17 protein-coding genes are annotated in these 16630 nt (G+C 66.4%); 5 read left to right on the top strand and 12 right to left on the bottom strand.

The genetic code is table 11. The features are described 5' to 3' along the window. The first annotated feature begins 2 nt into the window (after positions 1–2). Positions 3–1748, top strand: a complete 1746-nt coding sequence (locus ACQR1Y_RS29350) for a hypothetical protein (RefSeq protein WP_434879123.1) — start codon at positions 3–5, stop codon at positions 1746–1748. 8 nt (positions 1749–1756) lie between these two features. Here the strand turns inward: ACQR1Y_RS29350 and pyk are convergent, their stop codons facing one another. From pyk to ACQR1Y_RS29325, 5 genes are all read right to left on the bottom strand, one after another. After that, complete coding sequence (gene pyk / locus ACQR1Y_RS29345) at positions 1757–3175, bottom strand: pyruvate kinase (RefSeq protein WP_434879122.1); 1419 nt, start codon at positions 3173–3175, stop codon at positions 1757–1759. Positions 3176–3331: 156 nt separating this feature from the next. Beyond that, complete coding sequence (locus ACQR1Y_RS29340; protein WP_434879121.1) at positions 3332–4405, bottom strand: tartrate dehydrogenase; 1074 nt, start codon at positions 4403–4405, stop codon at positions 3332–3334. A 91-nt stretch (positions 4406–4496) separates the two neighbouring features. Continuing rightward, positions 4497–6731 (bottom strand): glycogen debranching protein GlgX, encoded by a 2235-nt coding sequence (glgX, locus tag ACQR1Y_RS29335; protein WP_434879120.1) that lies wholly within the window; start codon positions 6729–6731, stop codon positions 4497–4499. Positions 6732–6758: 27 nt separating this feature from the next. Beyond that, entirely contained in the window at positions 6759–7037 is a 279-nt protein-coding gene (locus tag ACQR1Y_RS29330; RefSeq protein WP_434879119.1) for a DUF3606 domain-containing protein, read from the bottom strand. 1209 nt (positions 7038–8246) lie between these two features. Beyond that, positions 8247–8510: a DUF3551 domain-containing protein gene (locus ACQR1Y_RS29325; RefSeq protein WP_434859602.1), complete on the bottom strand. Its 264-nt coding sequence runs from the start codon at positions 8508–8510 to the stop codon at positions 8247–8249. A gap of 137 nt (positions 8511–8647) precedes the next feature. On the opposite strand from ACQR1Y_RS29325, the gene ACQR1Y_RS29320 reads away from it, so the two are divergent. Further along, entirely contained in the window at positions 8648–9211 is a 564-nt protein-coding gene (locus tag ACQR1Y_RS29320; RefSeq protein WP_434879118.1) for a hypothetical protein, read from the top strand. Between the two features lie 41 nt (positions 9212–9252). Here the strand turns inward: ACQR1Y_RS29320 and ACQR1Y_RS29315 are convergent, their stop codons facing one another. The 4 genes from ACQR1Y_RS29315 to ACQR1Y_RS29300 form a co-directional block, all read right to left on the bottom strand. After that, positions 9253–9801, bottom strand: coding sequence for a cytochrome b (locus tag ACQR1Y_RS29315; RefSeq protein WP_434879117.1), 549 nt, complete (start codon positions 9799–9801; stop codon positions 9253–9255). Between the two features lie 109 nt (positions 9802–9910). Next, complete coding sequence (locus tag ACQR1Y_RS29310; protein WP_434879116.1) at positions 9911–11329, bottom strand: sensor histidine kinase; 1419 nt, start codon at positions 11327–11329, stop codon at positions 9911–9913. Then, on the bottom strand, positions 11329–11991 hold the full coding sequence (locus ACQR1Y_RS29305) for a response regulator transcription factor (protein WP_434859560.1): 663 nt from the start codon (positions 11989–11991) through the stop codon (positions 11329–11331). Before ACQR1Y_RS29305 ends, ACQR1Y_RS29310 begins: the two co-directional genes overlap by 1 nt. Beyond that, positions 11992–12297: a PepSY domain-containing protein gene (locus ACQR1Y_RS29300; protein ID WP_434859559.1), complete on the bottom strand. Its 306-nt coding sequence runs from the start codon at positions 12295–12297 to the stop codon at positions 11992–11994. It abuts the gene before it with no gap. A gap of 282 nt (positions 12298–12579) precedes the next feature. Between ACQR1Y_RS29300 and ACQR1Y_RS29295 the strand changes: the two genes are divergently transcribed. Next, positions 12580–12816, top strand: a complete 237-nt coding sequence (locus ACQR1Y_RS29295) for a hypothetical protein (RefSeq protein WP_434859558.1) — start codon at positions 12580–12582, stop codon at positions 12814–12816. A gap of 5 nt (positions 12817–12821) precedes the next feature. Here the strand turns inward: ACQR1Y_RS29295 and arsB are convergent, their stop codons facing one another. The 3 genes from arsB to ACQR1Y_RS29280 are packed head-to-tail and all read right to left on the bottom strand — an operon-like array spanning position 12822 to position 14737. Then, positions 12822–13850, bottom strand: coding sequence for an ACR3 family arsenite efflux transporter (arsB, locus tag ACQR1Y_RS29290; RefSeq protein ID WP_434859557.1), 1029 nt, complete (start codon positions 13848–13850; stop codon positions 12822–12824). Between the two features lie 4 nt (positions 13851–13854). Further along, positions 13855–14382, bottom strand: a complete 528-nt coding sequence (locus ACQR1Y_RS29285; RefSeq protein WP_434879115.1) for an arsenate reductase ArsC — start codon at positions 14380–14382, stop codon at positions 13855–13857. After that, positions 14375–14737: an ArsR/SmtB family transcription factor gene (locus ACQR1Y_RS29280; protein WP_434859555.1), complete on the bottom strand. Its 363-nt coding sequence runs from the start codon at positions 14735–14737 to the stop codon at positions 14375–14377. The genes ACQR1Y_RS29285 and ACQR1Y_RS29280 overlap by 8 nt, the downstream gene beginning before the upstream one ends. A 135-nt stretch (positions 14738–14872) precedes the next feature. Here ACQR1Y_RS29280 and ACQR1Y_RS29275 point away from each other — a divergent pair, with 135 nt between their 5' ends. Together ACQR1Y_RS29275 and ACQR1Y_RS29270 are read left to right on the top strand one after the other, a co-directional pair. After that, positions 14873–15190 (top strand): ArsR/SmtB family transcription factor, encoded by a 318-nt coding sequence (locus ACQR1Y_RS29275; RefSeq protein WP_434879114.1) that lies wholly within the window; start codon positions 14873–14875, stop codon positions 15188–15190. A gap of 47 nt (positions 15191–15237) precedes the next feature. Beyond that, the gene (locus tag ACQR1Y_RS29270) at positions 15238–16602 is read left to right on the top strand and encodes an NAD(P)-binding domain-containing protein (protein ID WP_434879113.1); all 1365 of its coding nucleotides are present in this window, start codon (positions 15238–15240) and stop codon (positions 16600–16602) included. The last annotated feature ends 28 nt before the right edge of the window (positions 16603–16630 follow it).

The following is a 16630-nucleotide window of genomic DNA, read 5'->3' as shown; positions in this document are numbered from 1 at the left end:
CGATGACGACGGAGTTCATTCCGGATCTCGCCAGATGGCCGGCATCGGAAACCGAGCGCGGACAGTCCGACACCGCGCGCGCAGCGGTCGAGACTGTCCTGATCGCGGCCGTCGCATCGATCATTTCGCTGCTTCACACCGGGTTTGCGTTCGGCGTCGACAACAACGTCTTTCACCTGCCGATCCTCGCGCGCCTGTACGACGAACCCCAGTTTCGCGACGACGCCTTCATCCAGTCGCTCCGCCATTTCGCCTCCGGCGTCTGGATGCTGCCGCTCGGATCCGCCGATGTCGGCAGGCAGGAGTTGATCTTTCTTTCACTGACGTTCCTGTCACGCCTGGTCAATTTCCTCGGCTTCCTGTGCTGCGCGTCGCTGATGGGCATCCATACTCTGCGGGACAGGATCGTCTTCAGCCTCGTGATCTCCATGACCGCGTTCCTGGTCGGAAGCAGCTTTGCCGGGATGGGCGGGCTGTTTCTGAACACTTTCACGCATTCGGAAATCGCCAACGGCACCACCCTGCTCGCGATCTACTTTGCGGCGAAGCGCCGCTATGTCGGCACGATGACGCTGGTCGGGCTGACGTTCTTCATCAACGCCTTCATGGCCGTGTGGCTGGTGCTGCCGATCGGATGCATGGCGGTGAGCCAACTCGTCCGCGGGCAGATCAGCTTCAAGGTCCTGTGCCGGGACGTGCTGCTCGGCCTCGTGCCCTGCCTGCTGCTGACGCTCCCCGTCCTTGCCAACATCCTCGGCAACCCGGAATTCGGCCGGCCGATCGCGTTCGATTATGCGCACTACCTGCGCCAGTATTTCGGCGAGCACGTCCTAATCGACACCATTGCTCCATCCGAGTTGGTCGCCCTCGGCGGAATCATCCTGCTCGGCCTCTCGTCTCTCTTCCGTCTCGGCGCCGCGTCGCAGCCGCTGCGAGCGGCCTATGCCGGCCTTCTGCTGCTCTATGCGCTCGGCGCGGCGCTGCCGTTGTTGTCGACCTCGCCGACCCTGCTCAACCTCCATCTGCTGCGATCGAGCGGCATCATCCATCTCGTCGCCGGCCTCGCGACCGCTGCGCTGGCGACACGCTGGTTGCGCGATGACCGGCGCCCCCTGTTTCTGCTCGGCGCGGTCGTCGTGCTGGTCCTGACCTCACGCACCAATGCCTTCGTCCTCAGCGTTCCCCTCATTCTGCTCGGACCCGCCGTTGTCGAACGCTGGTCGCCGAGTGCAGGTCCCGGTCGTCTCGCCGGCTACGCGGCCATTGCCGTGGCGGCGCTGGTCGTGTTTCCGATGGCGACGCGGGTCAACTACGCGGTCGACCGGCAGCTTTCCGAGAGCCTCGCCGAATGGCGCGCTCTCAGCGATTGGGCGCGCGGCGCGACACCGCCTTCGGCGATCTTCCTGACCCCGGCCCGGGCCACGCCAAAGCCCGGCGAGGATCCCGATCAGGAGCGCCGCGACGCGGCGCTGACGCGGGCCAGCATCTTCGAAACGGAAGCCCATCGCCGCGTCTGGGTCGACTACAAGCGCGGCGCGGGGGCGATGTGGAGTCCGTCTTATTACCCCATCTGGCTCACCCGCTACACCGACGTCGGAGAACTGACCTCGCTCGATCAGCGCCTCGCCTACGCAAATCGCAACGGCATCGCCTATGTGATCGACCGCTGCGCCGCCGTTCCGGCCGATCGCTCCCCTCTGTTCCGCACACCGCGTCTCTGCGTCTTCGCCGCCGAACCGGCGGCCTGATCGATCTCCTATCTCGGCACGGTGACGACGCGCAGATTGTTGGTGGTGCCGGCCTGCGCGAACGGGATGCCGGCGACGACGACCAGCAGGTCGCCCTTGTCGGCGAATTCCTCCTGCACGGCGAAGAACGTCGCGCGCTCGACCATCTCCTCGTAGCTCTGCACGTCCTGCGACAGCACGCTGTGCGCGCCCCACAACAGGCACATGCGGCGCGAGGTGTCCTCGTTCGGCGTGATCGCGAGGATCGGCAGGCTCGGCCGCTTGCGCGCCACGCGCGAGGCCGAGGTGCCGCTCGACGTATAGGCCACGATCGCCTTGGCATGGATCGCGGAGGCGAGGTCGGCCGCAGCGGTCGCCACCGCATGCGGCGGCGTCTGCTCCTCATTGGGCTGCGTCGCCTGGATGATCGAGCCGTACATCTTGTGCTTCTCGGTCGCCTTGATGATGCTGTCCATCATCGCGACCGCCTCACGCGGATACTGCCCGCTGGCCGATTCCGCCGACAGCATCACAGCATCAGCGCCGTCGTAGATCGCGGTCGCCACGTCGGACACCTCGGCGCGGGTCGGCGTCGGTGTCGCCACCATCGAGTCCAGCATCTGCGTCGCCACGATCACCGGCTTCACCGCGAGACGGCAGGCGCGCACCAGCTCCTTCTGCTTGCCCGGCACATCCTCATTCGGAATTTCCACACCGAGATCGCCGCGCGCCACCATGATCGCATCCGAGAGCTGGATGATGTCGTCGATGCGATCCAGTGCCGCCGGCTTCTCGATCTTGGACATGATGCCGGCGCGGCCGTCGATCAGCCCCCGCGCCTCGATCACGTCGGACGGCTTCTGCACGAAGGACAGCGCCACCCAGTCGACGCCGAGGTCGAGGCCGAAGGCGAGATCGGAGCGGTCCTTCGCCGTCAGTGGCGACAGTTCGAGAATGGTGCCCGGCAGGTTGACGCCCTTGTGATTGGAGATCGCGCCGCTGACGATCACCTTGGCCTCGATCCAGTCGTCGCCGAGCCCGGTGACGCGCACGCGCACGCGGCCGTCGTCGATCAGAAGATCGTGACCGGGCGCGACCGCCGCAAAGATTTCCGGGTGCGGCAGCGGAATCGACGTCCTGTCGCCTTCGGTGCCGTTCAGGACAAACCGAATCGTCTCGCCGGCTTCGACCTGGATCTTCTTGTCGCGCAGGGTGCCGACGCGGATCTTCGGTCCCTGCAGATCCATCAGGATGCCGATCGGCCGCTGCACCTCTTTCTCCAGCGCGCGGATCGCGGCGTGGACCTTGGCGTGATCGGCCTGCGTGCCGTGGCTGAAATTGAGGCGGAACGTGTCGACGCCGGCAAGAAACAGCGCTTTCAGCATCTCCGGTGAATTGCTGGCGGGGCCGACGGTCGCGACGATCTTGGCTCGACGGTGACGACGCATGATGTGTCCTTTCTCCCCAACCCGACTATCGCATCTCTATGACGCGCATGCCCTCGGGCACGCGTGGACGCGGTGGAGCGGCTGATATACCGCCCGCGGCGTCCATTGCAAGCGCAACCCCGGACACGCCGAGATTGTACGGACGGATTGCACGTCTCAGACGTTCGAGCCGTGGATCGCGTCGATCACCGCGTCCGTCACCTCCTTCGTGGTCGCCTTGCCGCCCACATCCGGCGTCAGGATGCCGGCCGCACACACCTTTTCGACCGCCGCCATCAGCCTGATCGCAGCCTCCTTCTCGCCGAGATGCTCGAGCATTTGCGCGCCCGTCCAGAACGTCGCGACGGGATTGGCGATGCCCTTGCCGGTGATGTCGAAGGCCGAGCCGTGGATCGGCTCGAACATCGACGGGAAGCGCCGCTCCGGATCGATGTTGCCGGTCGGCGCGACGCCGAGGCTGCCGGCGAGCGCGCCGGCCAGATCTGACAGGATGTCGGCGTGCAGATTGGTCGCGACGATGGTGTCCAAAGTCTTCGGCTGCAGCGTCATGCGCACGGTCATCGCGTCGACCAGCATCTTGTCCCAGGTCACATCAGGGAATTCGCGCGCCACTTCTGCTGCGATCTCGTCCCACATCACCATGCCGTGGCGCTGCGCGTTGGACTTGGTCACAACCGTCAAGAACTTGCGCGGCCGCGACTGCGCGAGCTTGAAGGCATAGCGCATGATACGGGTGACGCCGACGCGGGTGAACACCGCGACCTCGGTGCCGACCTCCTCCGGAAGACCGCGATGCGCGCGGCCGCCCATGCCCGCATATTCGCCCTCCGAGTTCTCGCGCACGATTACCCAGTCGAGATCGCCGACGCCGACATTGCGCAGCGGCGAGGCGACGCCGGGCAGGATCTTGGTCGGCCGCACATTGGCGTATTGATCAAAACCCTGGCAGATCGGCAGACGAAGGCCCCACAGCGTGATGTGGTCGGGAACATCGGGCGCGCCGACCGCGCCGAAATAGATCGCATCAAAGGTCTTCAGTTCAGCAAGGCCGTCGGCGGGCATCATCACGCCCTGCTTCTTGTAGTAGTCCGAGCCCCAGTCGAAGGTCTTGACGTTGAAGCTGATGTCGCCGCTGCGCTTGGCGAGCGCTTCGAGCACGCGGACCCCAGCGGAGATGACCTCGGGCCCGATGCCGTCGGCGGGAATGGCGGCGATGGAATGGGTGCGCATTGTCTGTCTTCAACCTCTGTCCGGGCGTTTCACCCGGACAGCTCTCGCATGTCGCCTCGCCAACGACAAGATGGCGAGGCTGTGCGCTGCACTATCCCAGCGGCGACTCCGCGATGTCGAGCAGCGCGCCGAGGCCGTGGCGCAGGCCGCGCATCGGCTGCTGCTCGGACGACAGGCCAAGCGCCAGCAGCGAACGTCCGGTGACCTCGTAGACATGGCCGAACGGCAGCGGCTGCACCTGCGCGTCAGGCTGGTTGGTGTCGATCAGCGCCAGCCAATTGTGCCCTTCGGGCACCGACGGCAAAGTGAAGTTCACGACGTCGAAATGCGCGTTGTAGATCAGCAGCAAGGTCGCATCCGAGCCGCGGCGCTTGACACCGGTCTCCTGGGCGCGGCCATCGAGCAGCATGCCGAAGCAGCGCGCGTTGCCGTCGGTCCACTGCTCCGTCGTCATCTCCTCGCCCGACGGCGCGAGCCAGGTCACGTCCTTGACGTCGAGCTCCTCGTTGAGCGAGCCGACCAGGAAGCGCGAGCGGTACAGGATCGGAAACGCCTTGCGCATCGCGATCAGCTTGCGCGTGAACTCGCGCAACTGCCGCCCCGGCGCTGTGATGCCCATCCAGTCGAGCCAGCTGATCTCGTTATCCTGGGCATAGGCGTTGTTGTTGCCGTCCTGGGTGTGCCCGAACTCGTCGCCGGCAAGCAGCATGGGCGTGCCGTGCGACAGCAGCATCGTCGCCAGCATATTGCGCTTCTGCCGTTCGCGAAGCGCGATGATCTCGGGATCGTCGGTCGGCCCCTCGACGCCGCAATTCCACGAATGGTTGTTGCTGTGGCCGTCGCGATTGTCCTCGCCGTTGGCCTCATTGTGCTTGTCGTTGTAGGAGACGAGGTCGTTGAGATTGAAACCGTCATGGGCGGTGATGAAGTTGACGCTCGCCCACGGACGGCGGCCGCGCTTGTTGAAGAGATCACCGGAGCCGGAGATGCGCTTGGCGAAATCGGCAATGGTGCCGCCGTCCCCCTTCCAGAACGCGCGCGTGGTGTCGCGAAACTTGTCGTTCCACTCCGCCCAGCCCGGCGGAAACTGACCGACCTGATAGCCGCCCGGCCCGATGTCCCAGGGCTCGGCGATCAGCTTGACGCCTGAGAGCACCGGGTCCTGGCGGCAGGCATCGAGGAAGCCGCCGCCTTCGTCGAAGCCATAGGGCTCGCGCGCGAGGATGGTGGCGAGATCGAAGCGGAAGCCGTCGACCCGCATCTCGGTCGCCCAGTAGCGCAGCGAGTCGGCGACGAGCTGCAGCACGCGCTGATGCGACAGGTTCACCGTGTTGCCGGTGCCGGTGTCGTTGATGTAGTAGCGCTTTTGGTCTGGCAGCAGCCGGTAGTAGCTGGCGTTGTCGATACCCTTGAACGACAGGGTCGGGCCGAGCTCGTTGCCCTCGGCGGTGTGGTTGTAGACCACGTCGAGAATGACCTCGATGCCGTTGGCGTGGAACTGGTTGACCATGGTCTTGAATTCGGTCGCGTAGGGCGTCTTGAGGTAGCGCGGCTCCGGCGCGAAGAAGGCGATCGAGTTGTAGCCCCAGTAGTTGCGCAGGCCCTTGTCGACGAGATAGCTGTCGTCGATGAAGGCGTGGATCGGCAGCAGTTCGGCCGAGGTGATGCCCAGGGAGCGCAGATAGGCCGGGATGTCGTGATGCGCGAGGCCGGCGAAGGTGCCGCGATCGGCCTCCGGCACCAGCGGATGCAGCTTGGTGAATCCCTTGACGTGCATCTCATAGAAAATCGTCCGCTCCCACGGAATCTCCGGCTTGCGCGAAGTGCCCCAGGTGAAGGCGGGATCGATCACCCGGCACTTCAGCATCAGCGGCGCGCTGTCGCGGTCGTCGAACGAGAGATCCTTGTCGGCATGATCGAGCTGATAGCCGAACAGCTCCGGACCCCAGCGCAGCTGGCCAACGAGCTGCTTGGCATAGGGATCGATGACGAGCTTGTTGGGATTGAAGCGATGGCCGGCGTCGGGCTCGTAGGGTCCATGGACGCGGTAGCCATAGACGGTGCCGGGGCGCGCGGTTGGCAGATAGCCATGCCAGACCTCGTCGGTGTATTCGGGCAGTTCGATGCGCTCCAGCTCGGTTTCGCCGGTCTCGTCGAACAGGCACAGCTCGACCTTGGTCGCGTGCGCGGAAAAGATCGCGAAGTTCACGCCGAGCCCGTCCCAGGTCGCGCCGAGCGGAAACGGCCGCCCTTCGCTGATCTTCGCTTTGCGCAAACTGAAAGCGGCCTGCGTCAGGGCGTCGGCCCTGTCAGTGAGTTGATCCATGGATGCCCCCTGCCCGGTTTAAGTCGTCTAATGTGTTTCGGATGTCGCAACGGCCTCGGCTGCAACGGTCTCGGTTGCGGCCACGGAAGCGATGACCTCGGCGGGCGGCACATCGGCCGGCACGGACGTCTTGGTCCGCTGCAGATGCACTTCCTTGGAGATCGCGGCGATGGAATTGCCAATGCGGCCCACGATCTGGGCGAGTTCGGTCTGGGTGACGCGCAGTCGGCGCGTGACGATGCGGACCTGAACCTTGTCGGTGAGATCGAGCTTGTTGCGGATGGGCTGGATTTTGGGACGGCGCATGTGGCTCCTCCTGCATGAGGTCAACCACGGCTCCGGAATTTGGTTCCCTCGCGCGGCCGCACTGCGACAAAGCGGATACGGTCGATAGAGACATGTCGAATCCATAAGATGAGCGAAATCGATCTCGCGGCGGCATCCGCCCGAGTGATGTCGGCGATGTTGCCCTCATTCGAGCAGAGGGCGCAGGGAATGCCGGGCGCTGGCCGCAACCCATGTCTTTTAAGAAATTGGCCCGCCTGCAGAAAAATAAGCAGGCGGCAGTCACCACAGGTTCAGCCGAGACATCCCGGCATTCCCCGCGCGATGGTTTTCACGCTTATGTCGCGCTCTCCCCAGTGTCCGGGCTCTTAGCCACTGTCGCCCGGAGATCATCGCCTCCAGACTTGACGCCAGCATCGGGGCGCCAGGACCACGCGTCTTCACGTCCGCAAGCCCGCCGTTCGTCCGCGCAGGTCTCCCCACGCTGCAACAGGCCGCAGCCACCGCATCCCGCGCCCAACGTTCCGTGACGATCGCGAAGCGTCCCTCTCGAGGAGCACGGGATGCGACAGTGAACCATGAATTCTGAAAAATAGCAACTTAATTATTTTTATAGGAAGCGCCCGCACCGCATTTCTCTGCCGTCATTCCGGGGCGCGCGTCAGCGCGAGCCCGGAATCCATGCTCACGATATCCATGAGACCCGAGATGCTCGTAGCGGGCGGCTCGCGCTCCATAACCGTTCGTGGTTATGGATTCCGGGCTCATCGCTTCGCGATGCCCCGGAATGACGTAGGGAAAAAGGTCGGCTGCCCTAAAAAGCGAAACATCTGCGCCAGTCCAATGCATTGAGACAACTTTGTCCTGCACCAGATCGTTCCAGCGTGAGCACAGGCCTGTCTTGTGTTATGAACGGCCATTCGGCGTGCGACGCAGTGCGCAACGGCTTCTTGGACGTGCGGACATTCGGGAGTGTGAACATGACAAGTCCGACGTGCGCGAAATGCGAAGGGCACACGTTTCAGCGAGGTCATATCGTGCCACTCGGAGAGCAGCGAGGCATATCCGTATTGCATTGCGCCAGCTGTGGTACGGTCGCTGCGGTCTTGGACTCGCAAGCATCGATCGAAAACCTGCAGAAGCAGGTCGCAAGCATCGATGCCGGTCTCATCCGCATCGTCAAGGCCATGCAAGAGCTCTGACGGGATCGGGAAAGTGAAAGTCTGGCGCTTATCGGGCCGGCAGACGACGGCGTCGCTCAGCCGGACTTTGCTCCGACGGGCGCTGCACATAAGGGTTCAGCAGGCACATGGCAGACAGGCTGGTCGCCCGCACCTTGCATGCCTCCCACGATCTGTACTCGCACGAAATCGTGCTCGACCCGCCCCACTCCCAGAGCTGGAGGCACACCGGATCATTGCCGTTGAACTGTTGGGCCGCGGCTGGAACGGTTGCCAGCACGGTGATCGAAGCCATGACGAAGAGCGCGCGCATCATGGCACATCTTGGCACGAGGATGCCCCGTTCGAAAAGGGCTGAGGAGCGGCTTGGTCCGCGCGAAGTTCTGCAGCCCCTCATCAAGCGCGGCGACCTGCCAATGATCTGCCGCCAGCCGATAGCACGAACGTGCCATGGCGATCTTCAGCCGCGCGGACGAAGATGAGACCGAGAGCGGCGCAGGCCACCCGCCACGGGCTGCCTCGAACATTCGGGATATTGCCGGGCGAGGATGGGAGATGACGGATAAAGCCCTCTGGTCGACGCTGCGCCGCAGATTGGTGCCCGCTATAGCGGTGCTCGGGGCGGTCGCCAACCTGCTTTGCATCATGCTCACATTTCATCGGGATTCCCTGAGATCCCATGATCTCGATCATGGGATCTATGCGGGCGTTTGGTTAGTTCTTCTCTTCGGCATCCCCCTCCTGGCCCCCAGCTTCGCTCTGTACGTGTTCCGCCGCTCCGCGCCGGTCGCGATCCTGCTGACCACGCTGCTGCTCCTGATCCTGAAGATGAACATCGACGGGCTCATTCTGTACCGGGAGATCGGCGTCTTCGAGCGCTTCCCGAAGTGGGACTCGCCGGGTGTGGCCCTGATCTTTCTCAGCATGTTGTCGCTCGCGATGATCGTGGTGCGGGCCATCATCCGGCTGGTCGACCGGCTTCAGGGCTACGATCCCGACGCGTCCGCTTCCTGATCCCACGGGGACAGCGCACATCATGCCGGGATCGCGACACGTCACCGCAAGCCCGGCACCATGCGCCTCAGGGTCCGGTCGTGCAGCCAGTAGTGATGCAGCAGCGCGGCGGCGACATGGGCGCCGATCAGGATCATCAGGCCGTTGGCGAGCGCCTCGTGCATCTCCTTCATGTCGTGGGCGAAGCCGCGGTCGCCGGCCCAGGGCGAGGCGATGTGGAACAGGCCGAGCACCGGCAGCGCCTCGCCGCGGGCGAACTGGATGAGGACGCCGAGGACCGGAATGGCGAACATGATGCCGTAGATCAGGAGATGCGCGATCTCGCCGGCGTGAACGGTCCAGGATCCGAACTTGGTCGCCACCGGCGCCGGCGGCGGATCGGCGAGGCGCCAGGCGAAGCGCGCCAGCGCGCAGCCGAGCATCGACAGTCCGAGGGTGGCGTGCGTGAACAGCCCGATCTCGTGAGACGCGCGCGGCAGCATGTCGCCGAGATGACCTGAGATCCAGGCCGCGGGCACCAGCACCGCGACGATCCAGTGCAGCCCGATGGCGACTGAGCCATAGGCCTTGGCGGAGTTTCGAAGACGCATGATCAGCTTCCTTCAGCAGGGGGGCACCGCGCGTCCGGAACAGCCGGAGCGCGGATGGCATGACCTGCGGAATAGCCGGGCAAGGGGGTCGCGGGGCTGACGCGCGATGTCAGCCCGCTGTCAGGATGGATTGACCCGCGTGAGGCGCCGGCGCACGCGGCGGCGACACGGCTGGCGCCGACACGACCGCGGGCGCGATCGTGATCCGGGCGCCGCCGAGCTCGGAGCGGCCGATCTGCAGCCGCCAGCCATAGGCCTCCAGCACGTCCTGCACGATCGCAAGGCCGAGGCCGCTGCCCGGCCCCTGCTCGTCCAGCCGGCCGCCGCGCTCCAGCACGCGGCCGATCTGCGCGTCCGGGATGCCCGGCCCGTCGTCCTCGACCGCCACGATCAGCGGACTTGCGCTGGCGACGATGCGCACCGTGCTCGTCGCGTGGCGCGCGGCGTTCTCCAGGAGATTGCCGAGCACCTCCGCCAGATCGGTGCGATCCATCGCCACGCGCATGGACTCGGGCACCTCGCCGTCGAAACTGACATGCGCGGCCGCCGGCGTGCGCGCCAGCGTGCCGAGCAGCGCATCCACCAGCGGCCGCAATTCGGTCGCCGCCGCCGGCTCGCCGCGCACCTTGCCGCGCAGCCGCGCCAGCGCCAGCTCGCGATCGACCTGGCGGCTCATCGCTTCCGCGACATCCTCGACATTGCGCGCGAGCTCCGACTGGCCGAGCTCCTTCAGCCGCGCGGCATCCGCCGCGAGCGCCGCCAGCGGCGTCTTGAAGCCGTGCGCGAGATCGGCCGCGCGGCTGCGCGAGCGCATGATCTCGCGGCTCTGCGCATCGAGCAGCGCATTGACCTCCTCGACCAGGGGCGCCACCTCGCTGGGCACCGCGACCGGAAGATACCGACGGCGGCCGCTGCGGATTTCAGCAACGCCCTCGCGCAGCACCATCAGCGGCCGCAGGCCGAGGCTGACCTGGACGGAAGTGCCGACCGCGAGGATCGCAGCGAGCACGGCGAGCGCGATCGACAGGTCCTTCGCAAACGCGCGCACGGCGCTGGTGGCGCCGTCGAGATCGTAGGCGACCGCTGCCCGGACGCGGGTCTGCTTGTCCGGATTCATCACGATGCCACGCTCGGCGACCAGCACGCGCGCGCCGACGGGACCGATCAGCTCGTGCTGATGCACGTCGCTCGGCCCGGGCTCGTCGATCGGCAGCGGCATGATCGTGTCCCACAGCGAACGCGAGCGCAGCAACTGGCCGTGATCGTCGGAAATCTGCCAGTACAGGCCGGACAACGGCACCGTGAAACGTGGATCGGCCGGCGGCCGCGCCACCATGATGCGCCCGTCGCCGTCGACCTCAAGACCGTTGAGCAATTGGCGCAGGTGAATGTCGAGATCGGAGGCGAGCGTGCGCGCGACGTGGCGCTTGAACAGCACGACCATGCCGAAGCCGGCGACTCCGAGCGCGACCAGAATGGCGATGGTGCCCGCCGCCACCAGCCGCAGCCGCAGCGAACCCAGCCTCATCAGACGGTTTCCGGGATCATGTAGCCGAAGCCGCGGCGGGTCTCGATGATGTCGGCGCCTAACTTCTTGCGGACGCGCCTGATCAGCACTTCGAGCGCATTGGAATCGTGGTCATGGCCGAGGCCGTAGACATTCTCCTCGAGCTCGTGCTGCGGCACGACGCGGCCGCTGTGCCGCAGCAGATAGGCGATCAGCCGATATTCGAGCTGCGACAGCGCCACCGGCACACCGGAGAGGCTGACCTTCATCTGGCGTTCGTCGAGCGTGAGATCGCCTGACGACAGCACCGGGGCCGCGTGGCCGGCGGAGCGGCGCACGATCGCGCGCAGCCGCGCCAGCAGCTCCTCGTTGCGAAACGGCTTGGGCAGATAGTCGTCGGCGCCCGCATCGATGCCGTCGACCCGCTCCGCCCAGCTCGCCCGCGCGGTCAGGATCAGCACCGGCATGTGGCGGCCCGCGCCGCGCCAGCGCTTCAGCACCGACAGGCCGTCCATGCCCGGCAGACCGAGATCGAGCACGACGGCGCCATAGTCCTCGGTGTCGCCGAGAAACCAGGCCTGCTCGCCATCCCCCGTGGTCTCCACCACATAGCCGGCCGCCTGCAGCGTCCGCGACAGGTCGGACGACAGCCGCGGATCATCCTCGACCAGCAGCACACGCATCTACTTTTCCTCGACCCGCTCGATCTCCCCGCTGCGTGCGTCGACATAGACCTCGCGCACGCGCCCGTCGCGGCCGATCACCCGAAATTCGTAGCGCCAGCGGCCGCGCTGGCGCTCGATGTCGATCCCCGTCACGTCACCCGCGATCCGGCCGCGCACCCGCGGCAGGATCTGCGACAGCGGCAGGACGTCCCCCGCTTCCACCGCGTGCCGCACCGCATCGCGGCGCTCGCGATCGTCCTCTCGCGCATCGGTTGCCGCCGACGCCGCGGTCGAGATCAGCATCGCCAGTATCGTGATGCGCATGAACCGTCCAATTTGAGGCAAATGCATGATGGTCCCGGAGCAGGCCGCGATGCCTGGCATTCGCAGATGCTAGGGAGGTCGCATGGCTTTTAGTGTGAAGTTCCGGTGTCGGAATTACGCCCCAGACCGGTGCGAGGGTGGAGACTCGCACCCGTGGGCCACCCTGCCCGAGGCCAGCTGACAATTCGCTGACGTCCCGCGACAGGTTGCCGTCAGCGCGGCTGCGACACGCTCCCCTTCAGCCCGGCGTATGCCGGGCTCGGTGAAGTGCGGAGAGTGAGCATGCGTATCACGTTGGCGTCGGCAATCGTGCTGGCGGCGTTCGGTGGCCTGGTTGCGGTGGCGCAGGCCCGTCAGGAGACGGCGCCGGAGCTGGTGCCGGTGGTGCGCGCCGATGGTAGCGCGTTGGCGCAGCTTGCCGGGCGCGAGGCCGGGCACGACGACCGCACGCTGAGCTACGAGCCCGCCCGCCGGGAGCGCGAAGGCGACGACGACGATCAGGACGAGCCGCGCCGCTGACGGCCCTAAGCCGTCAGCCCGGCTTCGTACCAGTCCCGGCTCGCCTTGACGATGCGCACGACCGACAGCATCACCGGGACTTCGACGAGAACGCCCACGACAGTCGCCAGCGCCGCGCCCGAGTCGAGCCCGAACAGGCTGATCGCCGCGGCCACCGCGAGCTCGAAGAAGTTGCTCGCGCCGATCAGCGCGGCGGGTGCGGCCACGCACCAGGCGACGCCGAGCCGGCGGCTCAGCCAATAGGCGATGCCGGCGTTCAGATAAACCTGGATCAGGATCGGCACGGCAAGGATCGCGATCACCCCCGGCTGTTTCAGGATCTGTTCGCCCTGGAAGCCGAACAGCAGCACCAGCGTGGCCAGCAGCGCCAGCAGCGAGACCGGCTGCAGCAGCCCCAGCGTGCGCTCGAACGCGCCGTCCTTGCTGCGCAGCAACGCGCGCCGCCACAGCTGCGAGACGATCACCGGCACCACGATGTAGAGCAGCACCGACAAGAGCAGCGTCGTCCACGGCACCGAGATCGAGGCGACGCCGAGCAGGAGGCCGACGAGCGGCGCGAACAGGAACACCATGATGACGTCGTTGAGCGCGACCTGGCTCAGCGTGTAATGCGGCTCGCCCTCGCAGAGATTGGACCACACGAACACCATCGCCGTGCACGGCGCCGCCGCGAGCAGGATCAGGCCGGCGATGTAGGACGAGACCTGTCCCGCCGGCAGCATCGGCGCGAAGACGTGGCCGATGAAGATGCTGCCGAGCAGCGCCATCGAGAACGGCTTGATCGCCCAGTTCACCAGCAGCGTGACGCCGATGCCGCGCCAATGCTCTCTGACGCCGCCGAGCGCGGCGAAGTCGATCTTCAGCAGCATCGGGATGATCATCAGCCAGATCAGGACGGCGACCGGCAGATTGACCCGCGCGATCTCGGCCGCGGCCACCGCCGCGAACACGCCCGGCAGCAGATGGCCGAGCGCAATGCCGACGCCGATGCACAGCAGCACCCAGATCGAGAGATAGCGTTCGAATGTCGTCATCGGATCAGGCCACGTCGGAGCGGGACGAGGTGGCGCCCTCGCCGGCCCCGATCTCGCGCAGCCGCGTCGCGAGCGAGAGCTGGTCGATGCGATCGAGCGGCAGGTTGATGAAGGCACCGATGCGGTTCTTCAGATAGCGGAAGGCGGTGGTGAACGCCGCGAGCTTCTCCAGCTCCGAGCCTTCGAAGGCCGCGGGATCCTCGATGCCCCAATGCGCGGTCATCGGCTGCCCCGGCCACAGCGGGCAGGCCTCGCCGGCGGCGTTGTCGCAGACGGTGAAGACGAAATCCATCGCCGGCGCGCCGGCGGCGGCGAACTCGCTCCAGCTCTTCGAGCGCATGCCCTCGGTCGGATAATCCATGCGCGCGAGCAGTTCGAGCGCCAGCGGATGCACCGCGCCCTTCGGCGTGCTGCCGGCCGAGAACGACCGGAAGCGGCCGGCGCCGTCCTTGCGCAGGATCGATTCGGCGAGCACCGAGCGCGCGGAGTTTCCGGTGCAGAGAAACAGAACATTGTAGATGCGATCAGGCACGGCTCTTCTCCTTCCGCTTCGGCGGACAGCACGGCGTGAGGCTCTCGATCACGGGTGCGCAGATGTCGGGGCGGCCGCCGCAGCAATCCTTGAGCAGGAACAGCGCGACCTGCTGAAACGCCGCGAGATCGGCGCGGTAGACGATCGAGCGGCTGTGCCGGGTCGAGCCGACGAGGCCGGCCCGCGCCAGCACCGAAAGGTGCGACGACAGCGTATTCTGCGGCACCTCGAGCAGGCGCGCGAGCTCGCCCGCCGGCAGCCCCTCGGGCTCGTGCTGCACCAGGGTGCGGAAGGCCTGCAGCCGCGTCGGTTGCGCCAGCGCGGCCAGCGCCAGAACGGCTTGTTCGTTTTCCATATATCCAGAATTATCGATATATTGCGGGGGCGTCAAGCCGGCAGGTCGGCGGACCCGGCAACCGGTCATAGCTTATTTCCAATATTCTAGAAATATCGTTTGACTCCCGGCGCTGCTCTGCCGCATCCTGCGATCATGAAGCTCGATGACGCCGCCGCCCGCCTGGAAGCCCTCGGCAACACCACGCGCCTGAAGATCTACCGCGCCCTGGTGCGCGCCGGACATGCCGGCATGCCCGTGGGCAAGCTGCAGGAGCGGCTGAAGATCCCGGCGTCCACCCTGTCGCATCACGTCAAGACGCTGGTCGCGGTCGGGCTGATCTCGCAGCTGCGCGAGGGCACCACCCTGGTCTGTCATGCGGAATACGACGTGATGCGCGCGCTGCTCGGCTTCCTCGTCTCGGAATGCTGCGTCGAGGAGCGCGGCTGCGGCGCCGCGAGCACGGCCGCCTGACGATTTGTCGAATAATTCGATCATTCTAGAAATATGGGAGGTCAGTCATGTCGGACTCCAAGACGGTCGCCATCATCGGCGCGGGCCCGGTCGGGCTCGCCGCGGCGGCCCATGCGCTGCAGCGCGGATTGCGGCCGGTCGTGCTGGAAGCCGGTCCCGAGGCCGCGCACGCCGTGCGGCAGTGGCAGCATGTCCAGCTGTTCTCGCCGTGGAAGTACAATGTCGATACGGCGGCGGCGCGGCTGCTCGCGGGTACGGGGTGGAATTCGCCGGATCCCGAGGTCTACCCGACCGGCCGCGAACTGATCGAGAGCTATCTGGCGCCGCTGGCGACCCGCAGCGCGATGCGCGATGTGATCAGGACCTCGCACCGCGTCACCGCGATCAGCCGTGTCGGCTTCGACAAGGCCAAGTCGAAGGGCCGCAGCACCGCGCCGTTCGAGCTGCGGTATCGCAACGGCAAAGGCTGTGCGGCGATGCAGGCCGATGCGGTGATCGACGTCTCCGGCACCTGGTTCTCGCCCAATCCCGCCGGCGGCAATGGTCTGCCCGCGCTCGGCGAGACCGAGCATGCATCGCGCATCGCCTATGGCATGCCCGACGTCAGTGGCGCTCAGCGCCACCGCTATGCCGGCAAGACCACGGCCGTGCTCGGCGCCGGGCATTCCGCGATCGGCACCCTGATCGAGCTCGCAGCCCTGGCCGAGGAGGCGCCGGGCACGCAGGCGATCTGGCTGCTGCGGGCAGATGATCCCGCCAAATCGTTCGGCGGCGGCAGCGCCGACCAGCTCGCGGCGCGGGGTAAGCTCGGCATGGCCTTCGCCGCGCTGGTGCGCTCGGAGCGCATCCGCGTCGAGGCCGGATTTCACGTCAGCCGTATCGCCGGCGACGATGGACGGCTGCAGATCATCGCGAGTGGCGATCGCAGCGTCTACGCCGACGAACTGATCGTGGCCACCGGCTTCCGCCCGGATCTCTCGCTGCTGTCGGAGCTGCGGCTGCGGCTCGATCCCGCCATCGAGGCGCCGGTCGCGCTGGCGCCGCTGATTGATCCGAACGAGCATTCCTGCGGCACGGTGCGGCCGCACGGCGCCCGCGAGCTGGCGCAGGCCGACGAGCCCGGCCTCTATCTCGCCGGCATGAAGAGCTATGGCCGCGCGCCGACCTTCCTGATGATGACGGGCTACGAGCAGGTGCGCTCGATCACCGCGGATATCGCCGGCGACAAGGCCGCGGCCGCGCGCGTCGAGCTGCAACTGCCCGAGACCGGCGTCTGCACGCGCGGCGGACTGGAGAGCATTGCAGCCCTGTCCGGCTGCTGTGGCGGACCGGCGCCGGCGGAGGTAGACAGTTGCTGCGCTGATGACGCCAAGGCCAAGGCGGCGGGCCGCAGCGGCTGCGGCTGCTCCTGACGAAAGCGCGAACGAGAGGTTGTAGAGA

It is taken from the genome of Bradyrhizobium sp. HKCCYLRH3099 (assembly GCF_051167855.1).
In the GTDB taxonomy this organism is placed as follows: domain Bacteria; phylum Pseudomonadota; class Alphaproteobacteria; order Rhizobiales; family Xanthobacteraceae; genus Bradyrhizobium.
The sequence above is the reverse complement of the archived record's forward strand: the minus strand, read 5'-3'. Positions and strand labels throughout refer to the sequence as shown.